This is a genomic window from Lactobacillus sp. PV037 (assembly GCF_014522345.1).
Classification (GTDB): Bacteria; Bacillota; Bacilli; order Lactobacillales; family Lactobacillaceae; genus Lactobacillus.
Genome location: NZ_CP041987.1, coordinates 591,196 through 606,870 on the forward strand (window position 1 = coordinate 591,196; position 15,675 = coordinate 606,870).

The window sequence follows — 15,675 nt, forward strand, 5'->3', positions numbered from 1 at the left end:
GGAACTAATTTGTAGATGGTAGAAACAACAGAACGAATTAAAGATTTACCTTTAGAAGAGGTAATGGGTGAACGTTTCGGACGTTATTCAAAATATATTATTCAAGAACGTGCTTTACCAGATATTCGAGACGGCCTAAAACCTGTTCAAAGACGTATTCTTTATGCAATGTATAAAGATAATAATACATACGATAAACCTTACAAAAAAGCAGCTAAAGCTGTCGGAAATGTTATGGGTAATTTTCACCCTCATGGTGATTCTTCTATATATGGTGCCTTAGTTCACTTATCTCAAGATTGGAAAATGCGTGAACCATTGATTGAAATGCATGGTAATAATGGATCAATGGATGGTGATGGACCAGCTGCAATGAGATATACAGAGTCTCGTCTAAACAAAATTTCTAATCTCTTGTTGGAAGATATTGATAAAGACACTGTTCAAATGATTTTGAACTTTGACGATACTGAATATGAACCCACAGTTCTTCCAGCTCATTTCCCCAACTTATTGGTGAATGGCTCAACAGGAATTTCAGCAGGTTACGCTACAGAAATTCCTCCACATAATTTGAGTGAAGTGCTAGATGCTTCAATTTATTTATTAAATCATCCCGAAGCTACAACTGATGAATTAATGAAGTATGTTCAAGGACCTGACTTTCCTACCGGCGGAATTATTCTCGGCAAAAAGGGAATTAAAGAAGCTTATGAAACTGGTCGTGGTCGAATTCAAGTTCGTTCTAAAACTAGAATTGAAGATATTAAGGGCCATCGTCAGCAAATTGTAGTTAGTGAAGTACCGTTTGGGGTCAATAAAGCTTTAATGGTCAAAAAAATTGACGAAATCCGATTAAATAAAGAAATTGATGGAATTGCGGAAGTTCGAGATGAAACTGATCGTCATGGATTATCGATTGTTATTGAATTAAAAAAAGATGCTGACAGTCAGAATATTTTAAATTATTTATTTAAAAATACTGATTTACAGGTATCTTATAATTTTAATATGGTAGCAATTGATCATATGGCTCCTGTACAAGTTGGACTAAAACAAATTTTAAGTTCATACTTAGACCATAAAAAAGAAATTGTTACTAAACGAACAGAATTTGATTTAAATAAAGCTCAGCAACGGTTAGAAATTGTTGAAGGCTTGATTCATGCGCTTGATATTTTAGATCAAGTAATTAAGACTATTAGAGCTTCAGAAGATAAAAAGACAGCCAAGAAAAATTTAGTAGATAAGTTTGATTTTACTGTTAATCAAGCAGAAGCCATTGTTTCTCTTCAACTTTATCGTTTAAGTAATACTGATGTTACTCAACTTCAAAAAGAAGAAGCTGATTTGAAAGAAAAAATTACTACTTATCAAGAAATTCTTAACGACCCAAAGGTTTTGAAGAAAGTAGTTATTAAGGAATTAAGAGCTGTCAAAAAGGAATTTGGCAGTGAACGTCGAACTGAAATTACTGATAAAGCTGAAAAAATTGAAATTAATGAAAAAGCTTTGATGGCAGATGAAGATGTTAGAGTATTGGTTAGTCAAGAAGGTTATTTAAAGCGCTCATCACTACGTTCTTTCCAATCAACTGCTGCAAGTGAAAATGGATTGCCAGATGGAGATAAAATAATTTTTGAAAAGACAATATCTACTCTAAGTAATCTTTATATTTTTACTACTAAGGGAAACATTATTTTCAGACCAGTTCATGAGTTAGTCGACACCAAGTGGAAGGAAACTGGGCAACACTTATCTCAAGAAATTGGACTAGATCCCGATGAAAAGATTTTAAGAGTATTTGAAGTACCAGATTTAAGTGCAGAAAGAAACTTCTTACTAGCAACTAATGATGGTTACATTAAGCAAGTTAAATTAGGTGACTTACAACCAACTCGAACATATAAATCACGTGCAATGATGGCAATTAAGCTAAAAGAAAATGATAGTTTAGTAGTTGGTGTTGATCTTTTAGATGAAAAACAAGATTATGATCTTACGTTGATTACTAATCAAGCTTATGCAGTGCGCTACAAGACTGATGAAGTTCCAAGTAGTGGAGCGCGTGCTGTTGGTGTTAAGTCAGTCAACTTAAAAGAAGAGGACTATGTTGTAGGCTATATTTTAGTTAAGCCAGAGCAAGTGGATCAAGTGAAAGTAGGTCTAATTACCCAAAGAGGAGCTTTCAAGCAGTTTGCTTTGAATTTAGTGAATGTAGTTACACGTGCAAAACGAGGCGTATTAATTCTAAGAGAGTTAAAGACTAAACCTCATCGTATTAATGCAATTACTTGGTATGGTCAGGATCATGATTTGATTGTGACAACTAGCAGTGATCGCCAGTTAACTCTTAATACCAATGAATTTCCATTAGGAGATCGCTACACTAATGGCTCGTTTGTTTTGGATCCTACAACTGATGGACAACCCATATCTCTTAACCTTTCTAAGCCACTTGCTCCTAACCATAAAGACATAAGCAACTTATTTGATTAAAAAGGAAAATAAAATGATGGAGAAGGTAACAGGTCCTTCTAGACCTGCAAATAGTGAGTTAGATAATAAAGTAATAAAAATTGGTGTTTTAAATATTATGGAAGCACGAATTTTAGAAGAGTTTTTAATCCACTATAATTCACTTAAGCCAAATGTAGAATTTGTAGTTGAATTTTTTGGAAGAAGTAGTATTTGGAATAAATTACGTAATGGGGAAATTGATTTAGCTTTTACCTATTTGCCAGAAAGTAGTCTAACGAGTGAAGAACTAAAGAGTATCATTGTCAAAAAAGTCTTTGAAGATTCAATAGTATTTTTAACTCATGATAAAAATACTCCTGCTACTTATGAGGGATTAACTAAAACAAAATGGGTTTCTTATGCTGCAGATACCTACTTACCGGATTTAATTAGATCCACTTATCAGCTAAACTTTTTACCTAATCCACCTGAAGTAGTGGCTCGTTTTTCTGCGACTTACCAGCTCTTACAATTTGCTCAAGCTCGTCCGTATAATACTTATGTAACACAGAGTTTTTATCAAGCTCATCGTAGTAAGATTTCACTCTATCCAGTAGAACTTCAGCCAAAAATTTATTTTCAAAGTTATTTTATAATTAAAAAGCTAAATTCTAAGTTTTCACTTTTAGATTCTTTTTTGAAAGAATGGGAAGATTATCTAGCTCACACTAGTTACGACAGCCGTTTAGATGATGTGGAAACCCTAATTTAGGAATTGACCAAATGAAGATATACTGTGATAATTATTGTAGATAGATTTAAAGGAGTTTTTAATCATGGCAAAAGAATTTGTTTTTGGACATCAAAATCCAGATACTGATGCAATTGGTACTGCAATTGCATACTCATATTTACAAAATAAATTAGGCTACGATACTGAGCCAGTTGCTTTAGGTGAAGCAAATGATGAAACTAAGTATGCATTAGAAAAGTTCGGCTTTGAAGCACCTAAGGTTATTGAAACCGCTGCAGATAAAGTAGATGCTGTAATGCTTGTCGATCATAATGAACCTCAACAAAGTGTTGCTGATATTGATAAGGTAACAGTTACTCATGTTGTTGATCACCACAGAATTATGAACTTCAATACTGCTAGTCCACTATTTTACCGTGCAGAACCAGTTGGCTGTACCAGTACTATTGTTTACAAAATGTTTAAGGAAAATGGAGTTGAAATTCCAAAGAACATAGCTGGTTTAATGCTTTCAGCTATTATTTCTGATACCTTATTATTAAAATCACCTACAACTACTGAAGAAGATAAAAAAGCTGTAGAAGCTTTAGCCAAAATTGCTGGTGTAGATTACAAGGAATATGGTTTAGCACTTCTTAAAGCTGGTACCAATATTGCTGATAAATCTGAAGAGGAACTCATTGATTTAGATGCCAAAAGCTTTGAATTAAACGGCAACACTGTGCGTATTGCTCAAGTTAACACAGTTGACTTACCAGAAGCAATGGAAAGAAAAGCTGATTTCATTAAAGCAATGGAAAAGGCAAGTGCTGATAATAATTATGATATGTTTATGTTGGCTTTAACTGATGTATTAAATTCAAATTCAGAAGCTATTGTAGTTGGTAGTGATGAGAATAAAGCAATTTTTGAAAAGGCTTTTGATACAAAATTAAATGATTCAAGTGTTGCTTTACCAGGAGTAGTTTCTCGTAAAAAGCAAATTGTTCCTCCTTTAACAGCAGCTTTCGAAGATTAATAAACTAGGTCGGAAAACCGGCCTTTTTTTTGTGTCTAAATTACTTAATATGTTAAATATAAGAAATATTATAATTAAAAAACTGCTGTTTTTAATGCTTTTAATAAAAATAAGAAGTATAATAAACCTGTGATTAATAACAATATGGTAGTAGTTTAACTATTGAAGGAGAAAAAATGTTATCAAAAAATAATTTTAGAGAAAAATTGAGAAAGATGGAGCCGAAAAAGCAAATCTTTTCTATCCGTACTTTAAAGGTAGGAGTTAGTTCAGTTTTAATTGGACTAGCTTTTATGGGTTCTGGTAGAGTTGCAAAAGCAGCTGAAGTTAGCCCAGCTCAATCTACTACGGTGACTACTCAGTCTTCACAAGACGCAACTAAAGATAATAAGACTGAAGTAGATGATAATGTTGCCAAGCAAACTGGAGATACTCAAAATCAAAAGAATAGTGAAGCTAGAGTAACTACTAATTCAGAAAATTCAAAAGAAGGTAGTAAAGAACAAACTCTAGATAAAAAAGCAGCTCCTCAAGCTAGTGCTTCAAGTAAAGATGCTAGTGCTAACGGGGATGCAACCAATAAAGTAAAAATAGGGGGGGGGAGAACGGCCTTCTATAAACCTTTCTAAGGAAGATAACACTTCTCCCACTGCCACATCAATTGATGTAAAAGATATAACTACTAACAAAGAAACTAATCTTCAAAATCTTAAAGATTCAAAGGTAGTTGCTACTACTAGTGATAAACAGGCTAGAGTAAATACCCTTATTGGTAAAGATCCTAATAATACTGTTCTTAACCAAGCTAAAAATTTAATTAAAAATAATAATTTATATATTTATTCAATTTTACAATTAAATAATGCATTATATGGTGGCAAAAGTGCCAGAATGATTATTGCAACTGATAGAATGAATCCGGGTCAAGAGGTTCACGTTTTCATTACTAACTCTGATTTTGCTAGTTTAGATCCTAATAATACTAATAAGATTGTTAAAGTGGATAATGACCCCAATAAGGCGACTAATTATGTTGACATTGCTGTAGGGAACGCTAAATATTGGGTTCACAATACGGGTGTCTATAATTTAAATATTGATGGTGTATCAAGACCTACCCAAGGTGCTACTGGAATTCAAAGAATGACAACCGATACCTCCATAAAAAATATTTATGGTTTAGGGGCACAAAATGATACTGATTTTTTTCAAAAGGTAGATATTGACCCAGTTAGATCTAATCAAGCAGCAGTAAAATATTATGTTTTAGGAGACGATAAAAAATATCATGAATATGAAGATCCAGATCATGATATTGAGGGAATTAATGTAGAAGGATTAAGTGGGCAAACTTTTACTATTCCTAATATTAACCAATATAAAAAAGTTATTACTGGTGAATATTTAACTAATGGTGATAATATTGCCAACGATGGGGCTAACTATACAGGGACTATTTCCTTATTCCAACCTAATAGGTATTATAAAAAAGTTTTATTTGATAGTGAGGGACAAATTACAAATACAATTGTATATTATGAAATTCCTAATGCAGATGGGTTGTATACAGGTACTATGAATGCTTCTTTATATGCGGGTAAAGATGGCGATGCTATTGAAACGCTAACCGTTGAACCCGGTCAATATAAGCAATTTACTAATGGAATTTATGCCAGAAGTCCCTATATTCCTAATGATGTCAGTGTCGCTAACTTATACTACAGTCCACTTGGAAAGATTATCCCAGTTGATGAAGATGGAAATCGAATTGATGATGGACAATATAATACTCAATATAATAATAACCTTGCAGATGCCTCTAAAGCCACTACGACTAGTGCCCCTGATATCCCGGGCTGGACCTTAGCAAATCTTAATGAAAAAAATTATAATCCTACCAATCCGGGTCAAGATCATCCAATTAAATATGTTAAGGTCAAATCATTAGCCACAATAACTTATATTGATGATACGACGAATAGAGTATTATATGCAGATAGTTTTAATGGAGAATATGAGGATGAGATAGATTTTGGGGTCGATCCGAATACTCAAATTAAAAGTTATGAAAAGCAAGGTTATGTCCTAGTAAGTAGCAATTATGTTCCAGGACAACAGTTAGGGACAGACCAAATTGACTATGTTGTTCACTTAAAGCACGGTGTATTACCTGTAAATCCTGATAACCCAGGTCAGCCAGGTGATCCAATTAACCCAGATGATCCAGATGGTCCTACTTTTCCTCAAAATAGTAGCGCCAGTCATCTGACTGCAACTGCAACTCGGACGATTAAGTATGTTTACGCTCGTAATAATGAACCAGTTGATGGTTTAGAGAACAAGGTTCAAACCGCCCAATTTACTGCTACAGGTTATCTTGATAAAGTAACTGGTCAATGGGTAACTGTTGATGAAAATAATGATATTACTGGTACGGCTGAAGGTCCAAGTTGGACTCAATCTTCCGTTGTTCTAGATAGTGTAGAATCACCCGAGGTGGAAGATTACTATGCAGATCCAACTGAAGTTTCACCAGTAGTAGTGACTCCAACTACCGGTAATTTAGTTGAAACAGTTAAATATTCTCATGGTGAGACAGCTAAGTTCATTTATCAAGATATTACTGATAATAAAATCTTAGAAACTAGAATTGCTGAAGGTATTTACAATACAACTATTTCCTACAGTCCTACAAATGCAATTAACCGCTATATTACTGGAGGATATGTTTTAGTTAATAATCCATTTAAAGCTGGTACTAAATATAAGGATTCAATTGATGAACCAGATGCTAACACTTATGTGATTACTCTTAAACATGGGGTAGAACCTGTCAATGAAGAGAGAAGTGTTACTAGAAATATTAGATATGTCTATGAAGATGGTAGTGTTGCAGTACCAACTAAAGTGGAAACAGTTAAATTTACTGGGACTGGTTACAAAGATAAGGTAACTGGAAACTATGTAAAGCTTGATGATAACGGTGAAATTGGGGAAACAGTATCAAACCTTGATTGGGAGCCAGAATATGAAAAATTTGATACTGTGGTTTCGCCAGCAATCACTGGTTATAGTCCGGATCAGCTTGAAGTTCCAGCTAAGTATGTTGTACCTACAAGTAATGACATTGATGAAATTGTTGTTTATAAGAAAAACTTACAATCTGCTCAACTTAACTATTGGGATGATGTAACTGGGGCAGCAATTGGTACTGACTATGCTTTAGGTAAGTATGGAGATACAATTTCTTTCCCATTTGATCCAGAAAAGACGATTGCACTTTTTGAAAGCCAAGGTTATGTCTTAATTCCAGGTAAGGGGAATTTTGACCCTAAAGCAACTTATACTTATCAACAAGATAATGATAAAAATATTTATAATCTTTACTTTACCCACGGTATTGAACCTGTAAGCACTGAAAAACAAGTTACTAGAACCATTGACTATAAATATGCAGAAGATGGTAGCCAAGCTGCTCCTAGTGTAACCCAAACAGTACAGTTTAAAGGAAATGGTTACAAAGATAAGGTAACTGGTAATTTAGTAGAACTTGATAGCAATAACGAGATTGTTACTGAGGATGGGATTATCAAAGAAGGAAGTTACAGTTGGACCCCTGAAACAAGCGATTTTGCAGAAGTAACTTCACCAGTAATTGCTAACTATGTACCTGATCAAGAAAAAGTAGGTCAAGTAACTGTTACTCCCGACCAACCCGATCTTACTGAAATTGTTTTTTATGGAGCTCAGGACCAAACAGCTCAAATTATTTATCGTGACATTACTACAAATAAAGATTTAAAGACAGCAACGGTCACAGGTAAATATAATGAAGTTATTGATTATTCTACTGCTGATATGATTACAGCTCTTGAGAATCAGGGCTACGAATTAGTAGAGGATGGCTTTAAAGTAGGAAGCAAGTTTGCTAATAATGAAAAGGATAATACATTTTACGTTTTACTAAAGCATGGTACCGTACCTGTTGATCCCGAAAATCCAGGTAAGCCAGGAGAACCAATTAATCCAGATGATCCAAATGGACCAAAATATCCTCTTGATTCTGATAAGCTAGAAAAAGATGTTACTAGAACTGTAAACTACCAATACGTTGATGGGCGTCAAGCTGCTTTACCAGTAAGTGACACGCTTCATTTCCAAGCTATGGGAGTAATTGATAAAGTTACTGGTGATTATGTAGTTTTAGATAATGATGGTAACATCATGGTAAATGAAGACGGTTCCCTAGTTACTGGTCAATTAATGTGGACTGGATCAGGTGATAGCTTTAGTGAAGTAGTTTCGCCACGCATTCCGGGTTATACTGCAGATCAAACAGTTATTAACCAAATCAGTGGAGTGACTCAAAATAATGCTGATACAGAATTCTTAGTAACTTACTATGAAAATAATGAAAGAGCCAATATTACTTACATTGATAAGGTAACTGGAAAGACCTTACTTTCAGATTCTGTTTATGGAAAGTATCAAGAAGGTATTACTTTTGAAAATGATCCTCAAGATGTAATTGCAGATTATGAAAAACGTGGTTATGAACAAGTAGATAAAGATCAATTTAAGTTTGTTAATGGTGTAACAACATATGGAGATTCTCAAACGGATCCAAATGTTAACAACTTCATCGTTTACTTAACGCATGCAACTATTCCTGTAGGTCCAGATGATGACTTTACTCCAGATACACCAATTAACCCAGAGGATCCAGATAGCCCTAAATATCCTTTAGATGCAGCTAGTTTAAAGAATACTGTAACTAGAACTATTAACTATATTTACAATATTACCGGAGCAACTGCAGCTCCAACTAAAGTACAAACTCTTACTTTTACCGGTACTGGTACTATTGATAAGGTAACTGGTCAATTAGTAAATCTTGATTCAAATGGTCAAATTGAAGTAGACAGTGATGGTAATCCAGTAGCTGGTACAATTAACTGGAGTAGTGAGGGAACGAGTTTTGCAGCTGTAACCTCTCCTAAGATTACAGGATATAGTGCTGATCGATTGGAAGTTCCAACAGTTGATGAAGTTAATGGTTATACACCTGATATTTATGAAACTGTTGTATACGATGCTAATCCAGAACAGGCTACAATTACTTATATTGATACTACAACTAATAAAGTTTTGGAAAAACAAAGTGTTGACGGAAAATATAATGAGTCAATTTTCTTTGAAAATGATCCTCAAGATATAATCGCAGACTATGAAAAACGTGGTTATGAACAAGTAGCTAAGGATCAATTTAAGTTTATTAATGGCGTAACAACATATGGGGATTCTCAAGAAAATCCAAATGTTAACAACTTTACTGTTTACCTAGCTCACGCAACTATCCCAGTTGGACCAGATGATGACTTTACTCCAGATACACCAATTAACCCAGAGGATCCAGATAGTCCGAAGTATCCATTTGATGCTAAGAGCTTGAGCAAGACCGTAACTAGAACTATCAAGTATGTATATGCATCAAATAACCAACCTGTAGAAGGACTTAGTGATAAAGTTCAAGAGTTGAAGTTTACTGGTAAGGGAATTATTGATAAAGTAACTGGGCAATTAGTAAATCTTGATTCAAATGGAGAAATTGAGGTGGACGCTCAAGGTAAACCAGTAGCTGGTACAATTAATTGGACTGCAATAAATGGCACACATTTTGCTGCAGTAACTTCTCCAGAAGTAGCAAATTATAGTCCTGAACCGATTGAAGTGGTAGAAGAGGGCAATATTAATCAGGATTCAAAAGATATTGTTGAGATTGTAAAATATTTGGCTAATGAACAAACAGCTCAAATTGAATATATTGATAAAACTGATAATGTTGTCTTAAATAGCGAAAACGCCGCAGGTAAGTTTGGTACTGTGATTAGTTTCCCAACTTCACCTGACCAAATGATTGCTTACTATGAGGCTCGCGGCTACAAGTTAGAAAATAGTACTTATAATAAAGGTGCAACATTCCAAGAAGATAACTATAAGAACTTATTCAAAGTTTACTTCACGCACGCAACTATCCCAGTCGGACCAGATGATGACTTTACTCCAGATACTCCAATTAATCCGGATGATCCAGATAGTCCAAAATATCCATTTGATGCTAAGAGCTTGAGCAAGACTGTAACTAGAACTATTAAGTATGTTTACAAAGATACTAATGTATCAGCTGCACCCGATAAAGTACAAACCATTACTTTTAAGGGAACAGGGATTATTGATAAGGTAACTGGAAAGTTGATTGGTGAGATTACTTGGACTCCAGCTACAGGTAGTTTTGAAAGTGTGGTTTCACCAACTATTGAAGGCTATACGCCTGATCATTCAGTAGTAGCTGCAAAAGATGGAATTACTAAGGATAGCACTGATAGCACTGTAACAGTAACTTATACTAAGGACACTGAACCATCTACACCAGTTGTGCCAGATGAACCCTCAGTTCCAAGTACCCCAGATGAGCCTACTACCCCAGATGAACCATCAATTCCTGATACACCAACTACGCCTGACGAGCCATCGGTTCCCGACACTCCAAACAAACCATCAAAACCATCAGTTCCAAGTACACCTAATAAACCAGATACTGCAAGCAAGCCTACTACTTCAAATAAACCTGTTAATACTGTTTCGACAAGTAAGCCAACACAAACAGGTATGAGTACTAAACCAAATCATAATACAGTTTCTGAAAATGGAAACTTTGATGCATCAGTAAGTAGCAATAAGAATCAATCTACTTTGCCACAAACTGGGGTTAAAGATACCAATACTTTAGGAATTTTAGGTTTAGCAATTGCAAGTATGTCAGCAATTTTAGGATTGAGAGGTAGTAAAAAGAAAAAGGATTAACTAAATAACTTAAGAAAGACACATCCGTTTATAAGGGTGTGCCTTTTTGAGTTGTGGAGGAAATCAATTGTTTGATAATTTAAAAAGTAGATGCTATATTAAAGATGTAAAAAGAAAGCGCTATCATTAGCGATAAAAAAGGAATAAACAAGGTTAAAAAAGATTATAAGAAAGAAGATTTTATTATGAGTAAAATTAGTGGTTCAGATGCAATGTTAAAAGTATTGTATGATTGGGATATTGATCATATTTATGGTTTGCCAGGTGGCTCGTTTGACTCGACGATGAATGCAATTCATAATTGGAAGGATAAAATCAAATTTATTGAAGTTCGTCATGAAGAGGCAGGTAGTTTAGCTGCTTCAGCAGAATATAAATTAACTGGTAAGCTAGGGGTAGCATTTGCTTCCGCTGGTCCAGGAGCAGCCCATATGTTTAATGGGTTGTATGATGCAAAATATGATAAATCTCCAATGGTAACAATCATTGCTAATGTAGCAACAGATCATCAAGATGTAGATTTTTTCCAAGCATTTGATGAAGACAAATGGTTTACTAATGCAGCAGTTTGGTCAGCTCAACCAAAAACGGCACAACAACTACCAATTTTGATGGATGAAGCAATTCGTCAAGCTTATGCTAAAAAAGGACCGGCTGTATTAATTGTTTCAAAAGATTTAGGATGGGAGAAGATAGAGGATAATTTTAGGGTGAATAAAGAAGCTTATCCTCAAGCAAATTATCCGGAACCTACTTCTGAATCAGTCACTCAAGCTCTTAAACTTATTAAAGAAGCTAAAAATCCTGTTGTTTATTTTGGGAATGGAGCAAAGAAAGCAGGAAAAGAATTAAAGGAGTTTGCTGAAAAGTTTAAAATGCCTCTTCTTTCCTCTTACCTTGGCAAAGGAATCATTGAGGATGACTATCCAACTTATATTGGTACTATTGGACGTGCAGGTACAAAAGCACCTAATGAAGTTCAAAAATATGCTGATTTAGTAATTTGGGTTGGAAATAATTCTCCGTTCTCAGCTGCTTGGTTTGATAAGAAAGCTAAAGTTATTCAAATCGATACTAATCCAGCTAGATTTGGTAAAAGACACTCAGTCGATGTATCTTTACTAGCTGATTCAAAAAAGTCTTTGAGAGCTTTGATTGATAATGGAGAAGAGCGTAGTGAGTCTCCGCTATTTAAAGCAGCTTTAGCTGATCGTAACAATTGGGATGAATGGGTTGATAGCTTTAAAGATTCTAAGGAAAGGCCAGTTCGTCGTGAACCAATTTGGGATGTGATTAGTAAGCAAGCTGCTGATGATGCTGTCTTTGCAATTGATGTAGGGAATGTAAACATTGATCATCTTCGTAACTTAAAAATGCATGGTGACCAAAAATGGACTACTTCAGGTCTCCATGGAACTATGGGCTATGCTGCCCCAGCTGCGATAGCAGGAGCTTTAACTTATCCTGAGCGTGAAGTATGGCAGTTGGCTGGTGATGGTGGATTTGCAATGATGAATCAAGAGCTTTTAACTATGGCACGGTACAATCTCCATATCTTAAACGTTGTTTTCACAAATGAAACATTAGGATTTATTGAAGCAGAACAAACTGATGAATCTCATCAACCTTTGTCTGGAGTTATTCTTCCGGATAATGATTGGGCCAAAGTTGCTGAAGGGATGAATGTAAAAGGTGTGACTGTAAGAACAAAGGAAGAATTTGAACAAGCAGTAAAAGAATGGAAAAAGATGTCAGGTCCTATGCTGATCGATGTTAAATATACTCATAAGATGCCATATTCAACTGAATTGAATACTTTAGATGATCCAGAGTTTGTTCAGAAATACCAAGCTCAAGATTTGAAACCATTTAGTTATTTTGCTGAAAAGTATCATGTGAAAAAAGTAGGTGAGTAATCAATAAAGAAAATTCATTAAAATCAGAAACTAGATTATTAAATGGTTTCTGATTTTTAATTTACATAGGTTAGGAGGAAGTTTATGAAAAGTGTTTTAGCAATTAATACTGGAAGTTCGTCTTTTAAGTTTAAATTATTTGCTTTAAAAGATGAAGAAGTATTAGCAGAGGGGATGGCAGATAGAATTGGAATGACTGATGCATCTTTTACGCTTACAGGAAGAAATAAGCAAAAATATGTTCAAAACGTAGAAATCCCCACCCAAGAAGCTGCAGTTGAATTATTAATTAGTGCTCTAAAAAAATATAAAATTATTAATAATTTAAATGAAATTATAGGAATTGGCCACCGTATTGTAGCAGGAGGAGAGTCTTTTCAAGATTCAACTTTAATTACTCAAGATAATCTACAAGAAATTTTTGATTTAGGTGAGTATGCTCCTCTTCATAATAGGATTGAAGGTCAGGTTGTAAAAAAATTCATGGATCTTTTACCAGGTGTTCCAGAAGTAGGAGTATTTGATACTTCATTTCATCAAACACTTGATCCAATTCACTATTTATATTCAGTTCCCTATAAATGGTATAAAAAATATGGAGTTCGTAAGTATGGAGCTCATGGTACTTCAATTCGTTATGTTTCTCAGCGAGCCGCTCAATTAATGCATAAAAATTTAGCAGATTTAAAGTTAATTGTTTGCCATCTAGGTTCTGGAGCATCTATTACTGCAGTTAAAAATGGAAAGTCATATGATACTTCAATGGGTTTTAGTCCTGTTGCTGGTATTACAATGAGTTCACGTTCAGGAGATGTAGATCCTTCTTTGCTAGAATATGTAATGGAAAAAGAAAAGATACCAATGAAGAAAATGATTGATATTTTGGAAACCAAATCTGGTTTGTTAGGTATTTCAGAGTTATCTAAGGATATGAGAGATATAAAACATAATCTAAATAACCGACAAGCACTTTTAGCGCGAAATATATTTAAAAATAGAATTTTGCGCTATGTAGGAGCTTATATAACTGAAATGGCTGGTGCAGATGCGATAATCTTCACAGCAGGGATTGGTGAACATGACAGTGGAGTCCGGCAGAGTGTAATGGAGGGACTGAAAATTTTTGGACTTGTACCAGACCTTAAAGCAAATGAGCTAAATAAAGAAGGAATAATTAGTAAACCAGAATCTAAAATTAAAGCACTAATTATTCCAACTAATGAAGAGTTAATGATTGAACGAGATGTGGTTAGAGTAACAAATTTAAGTGCAGCATAGATTCTTTTTCACATGATTTCTCTAAAAATTGTATAATGATTAGAGAAGATAAAGAAAAGGGAAGTGTTTAATATGAGCTATCCACAATTAAATTTAGAAAAAGTAAGTGGTCCAGTAGCAACTCTTGATACTAATCAAGGACAAATTAAAATTAAGCTATTTGAAAAACAAGCTCCAATGACAGTTGAAAATTTTGTTCGTTTATCTAAAAAGGGTTATTACGATGGTACTACTTTTCATCGGGTAATAAATGATTTTATGATTCAAGGTGGAGATCCTGAAGGGGATGGTACTGGAGGAGAAAGTATCTGGGGTCATCCCTTCGAGGATGAATTTTCTAAAGAAGTGTTCAATTTGCGTGGTGCACTTTCAATGGCAAACTCAGGTCCTAACACAAATGGTAGTCAATTTTTCATTGTTCAAAATAAGAATATGCCTAAGCGTTTCATCAGAGAATTAGATGGAGCGGGCTATCCTAAGGAAATTATCAAGGCGTATAAGCAAGGTGGAACTCCTTGGCTTGATGGGCGACACACAGTCTTTGGCCAGGTAATTGAAGGGATGGAGGTTGTTGATAAAATTGCTAAAGTTAAAAAAGACAGTACTGATAAGCCAGTAGAAGATGTAATTATTGAGACAATTTCTATCGAAGATTAAGGCGGGAGACCGCCTTTTTATATGAAAAGGTGTACAAGTGAGTTTTAAAAGATTAATTAATGATCATATTCCTTCTGAATCGCGTTTACTAGCCAGTGCGCTTACTTTTTCAGGAGGATTTGTAGACGCTTATACTTATATTCAAAGAGGTCATACTCTGTCAGCTGGCCAAACAGGTAATGTTATCTTTTTTGCCCATTCATTAGCCCGAGGAAATGTTAGTGGAATGGTTACAAGAGCGAGCACATTTATTGCTTTTACAATTGGCTTGATGATTGTAGGATTATTCCATAAATATGTAAAAAGTAATTATTGGCGAGTTTTTTGTCTGTTTCCAATTTTATTGATTTGTATCATTGTGGGTTTTTTGCCAGCTAGTTTTCCTAATTATATTATTGTGCCGGCAATTGCTTTTTGTATGGCAATTCAAAATGCTTCTTTTAGTAAAATTGAAGGAATGGGTTATAATAACGTTTTTACAACAGGAAACCTAAAGAAATCAATGGTAGCTTGGTCTGCATATTTTTTTGGAGAAGATAAAAGTCAATACACGGCTGCGCAAAATTATATGTGGTTAGTAATTTCTTTTGCAATTGGGGCAATGGTGTCAGCTTTTTTACAAAAAAGCTATGGACTAAAGACAATTTGGTATGGGGCGATTTTATTAGCCTTAATTAATATGGGATACTTTCTCTTGCTAAAAAGAAAAAAGAAATTAAACTTGTAAA

8 protein-coding genes and 1 pseudogene are annotated in these 15,675 nt (G+C 34.5%); all 9 read left to right on the plus strand.

Annotated elements, in window-relative coordinates:
* Positions 1–15 precede the first annotated feature (15 nt).
* Positions 16–2,499, plus strand: a complete 2,484-nt coding sequence (gene parC / locus FP435_RS03365) for a DNA topoisomerase IV subunit A (protein ID WP_265484443.1) — start codon at positions 16–18, stop codon at positions 2,497–2,499.
* A 13-nt stretch (positions 2,500–2,512) separates the two neighbouring features.
* On the plus strand, positions 2,513–3,232 hold the full coding sequence (locus FP435_RS03370; RefSeq protein ID WP_265484444.1) for a LysR family transcriptional regulator substrate-binding protein: 720 nt from the start codon (positions 2,513–2,515) through the stop codon (positions 3,230–3,232).
* A gap of 64 nt (positions 3,233–3,296) precedes the next feature.
* Positions 3,297–4,232, plus strand: a complete 936-nt coding sequence (locus FP435_RS03375; protein ID WP_265484445.1) for a manganese-dependent inorganic pyrophosphatase — start codon at positions 3,297–3,299, stop codon at positions 4,230–4,232.
* Between the two features lie 176 nt (positions 4,233–4,408).
* Complete coding sequence (locus FP435_RS03380; protein WP_265484446.1) at positions 4,409–4,861, plus strand: YSIRK-type signal peptide-containing protein; 453 nt, start codon at positions 4,409–4,411, stop codon at positions 4,859–4,861.
* Positions 4,862–5,123: 262 nt separating this feature from the next.
* Positions 5,124–11,096 (plus strand): mucin-binding protein, encoded by a 5,973-nt coding sequence (locus tag FP435_RS03385; RefSeq protein WP_265484447.1) that lies wholly within the window; start codon positions 5,124–5,126, stop codon positions 11,094–11,096.
* Between the two features lie 185 nt (positions 11,097–11,281).
* A pseudogene (gene spxB / locus FP435_RS03390) lies at positions 11,282–12,988 on the plus strand (pyruvate oxidase); the annotation flags it as partial.
* Between the two features lie 108 nt (positions 12,989–13,096).
* Positions 13,097–14,290 (plus strand): acetate/propionate family kinase, encoded by a 1,194-nt coding sequence (locus tag FP435_RS03395; RefSeq protein ID WP_265484448.1) that lies wholly within the window; start codon positions 13,097–13,099, stop codon positions 14,288–14,290.
* A gap of 72 nt (positions 14,291–14,362) precedes the next feature.
* Positions 14,363–14,947 carry a peptidylprolyl isomerase gene (locus FP435_RS03400; RefSeq protein ID WP_265484449.1) on the plus strand — a complete coding sequence of 195 codons (585 nt, stop codon included), beginning with the start codon at positions 14,363–14,365 and terminating at the stop codon, positions 14,945–14,947.
* A gap of 37 nt (positions 14,948–14,984) precedes the next feature.
* Entirely contained in the window at positions 14,985–15,674 is a 690-nt protein-coding gene (locus FP435_RS03405; RefSeq protein WP_265484450.1) for a YoaK family protein, read from the plus strand.
* Position 15,675 lies beyond the last annotated feature (1 nt).

What these genes read in the sequence shown, in the direction of transcription:
- parC (WP_265484443.1), top strand. Translation starts at nt 16, where the DNA reads ATGGTAGAAACAACAGAACGAATTAAAGATTTACCTTTAGAAGAGGTA.
- FP435_RS03370 (WP_265484444.1), top strand. Translation starts at nt 2,513, where the DNA reads ATGATGGAGAAGGTAACAGGTCCTTCTAGACCTGCAAATAGTGAGTTA.
- FP435_RS03375 (WP_265484445.1), top strand. Translation starts at nt 3,297, where the DNA reads ATGGCAAAAGAATTTGTTTTTGGACATCAAAATCCAGATACTGATGCA.
- FP435_RS03380 (WP_265484446.1), top strand. Translation starts at nt 4,409, where the DNA reads ATGTTATCAAAAAATAATTTTAGAGAAAAATTGAGAAAGATGGAGCCG.
- FP435_RS03385 (WP_265484447.1), top strand. Translation starts at nt 5,124, where the DNA reads ATGATTATTGCAACTGATAGAATGAATCCGGGTCAAGAGGTTCACGTT.
- FP435_RS03395 (WP_265484448.1), top strand. Translation starts at nt 13,097, where the DNA reads ATGAAAAGTGTTTTAGCAATTAATACTGGAAGTTCGTCTTTTAAGTTT.
- FP435_RS03400 (WP_265484449.1), top strand. Translation starts at nt 14,363, where the DNA reads ATGAGCTATCCACAATTAAATTTAGAAAAAGTAAGTGGTCCAGTAGCA.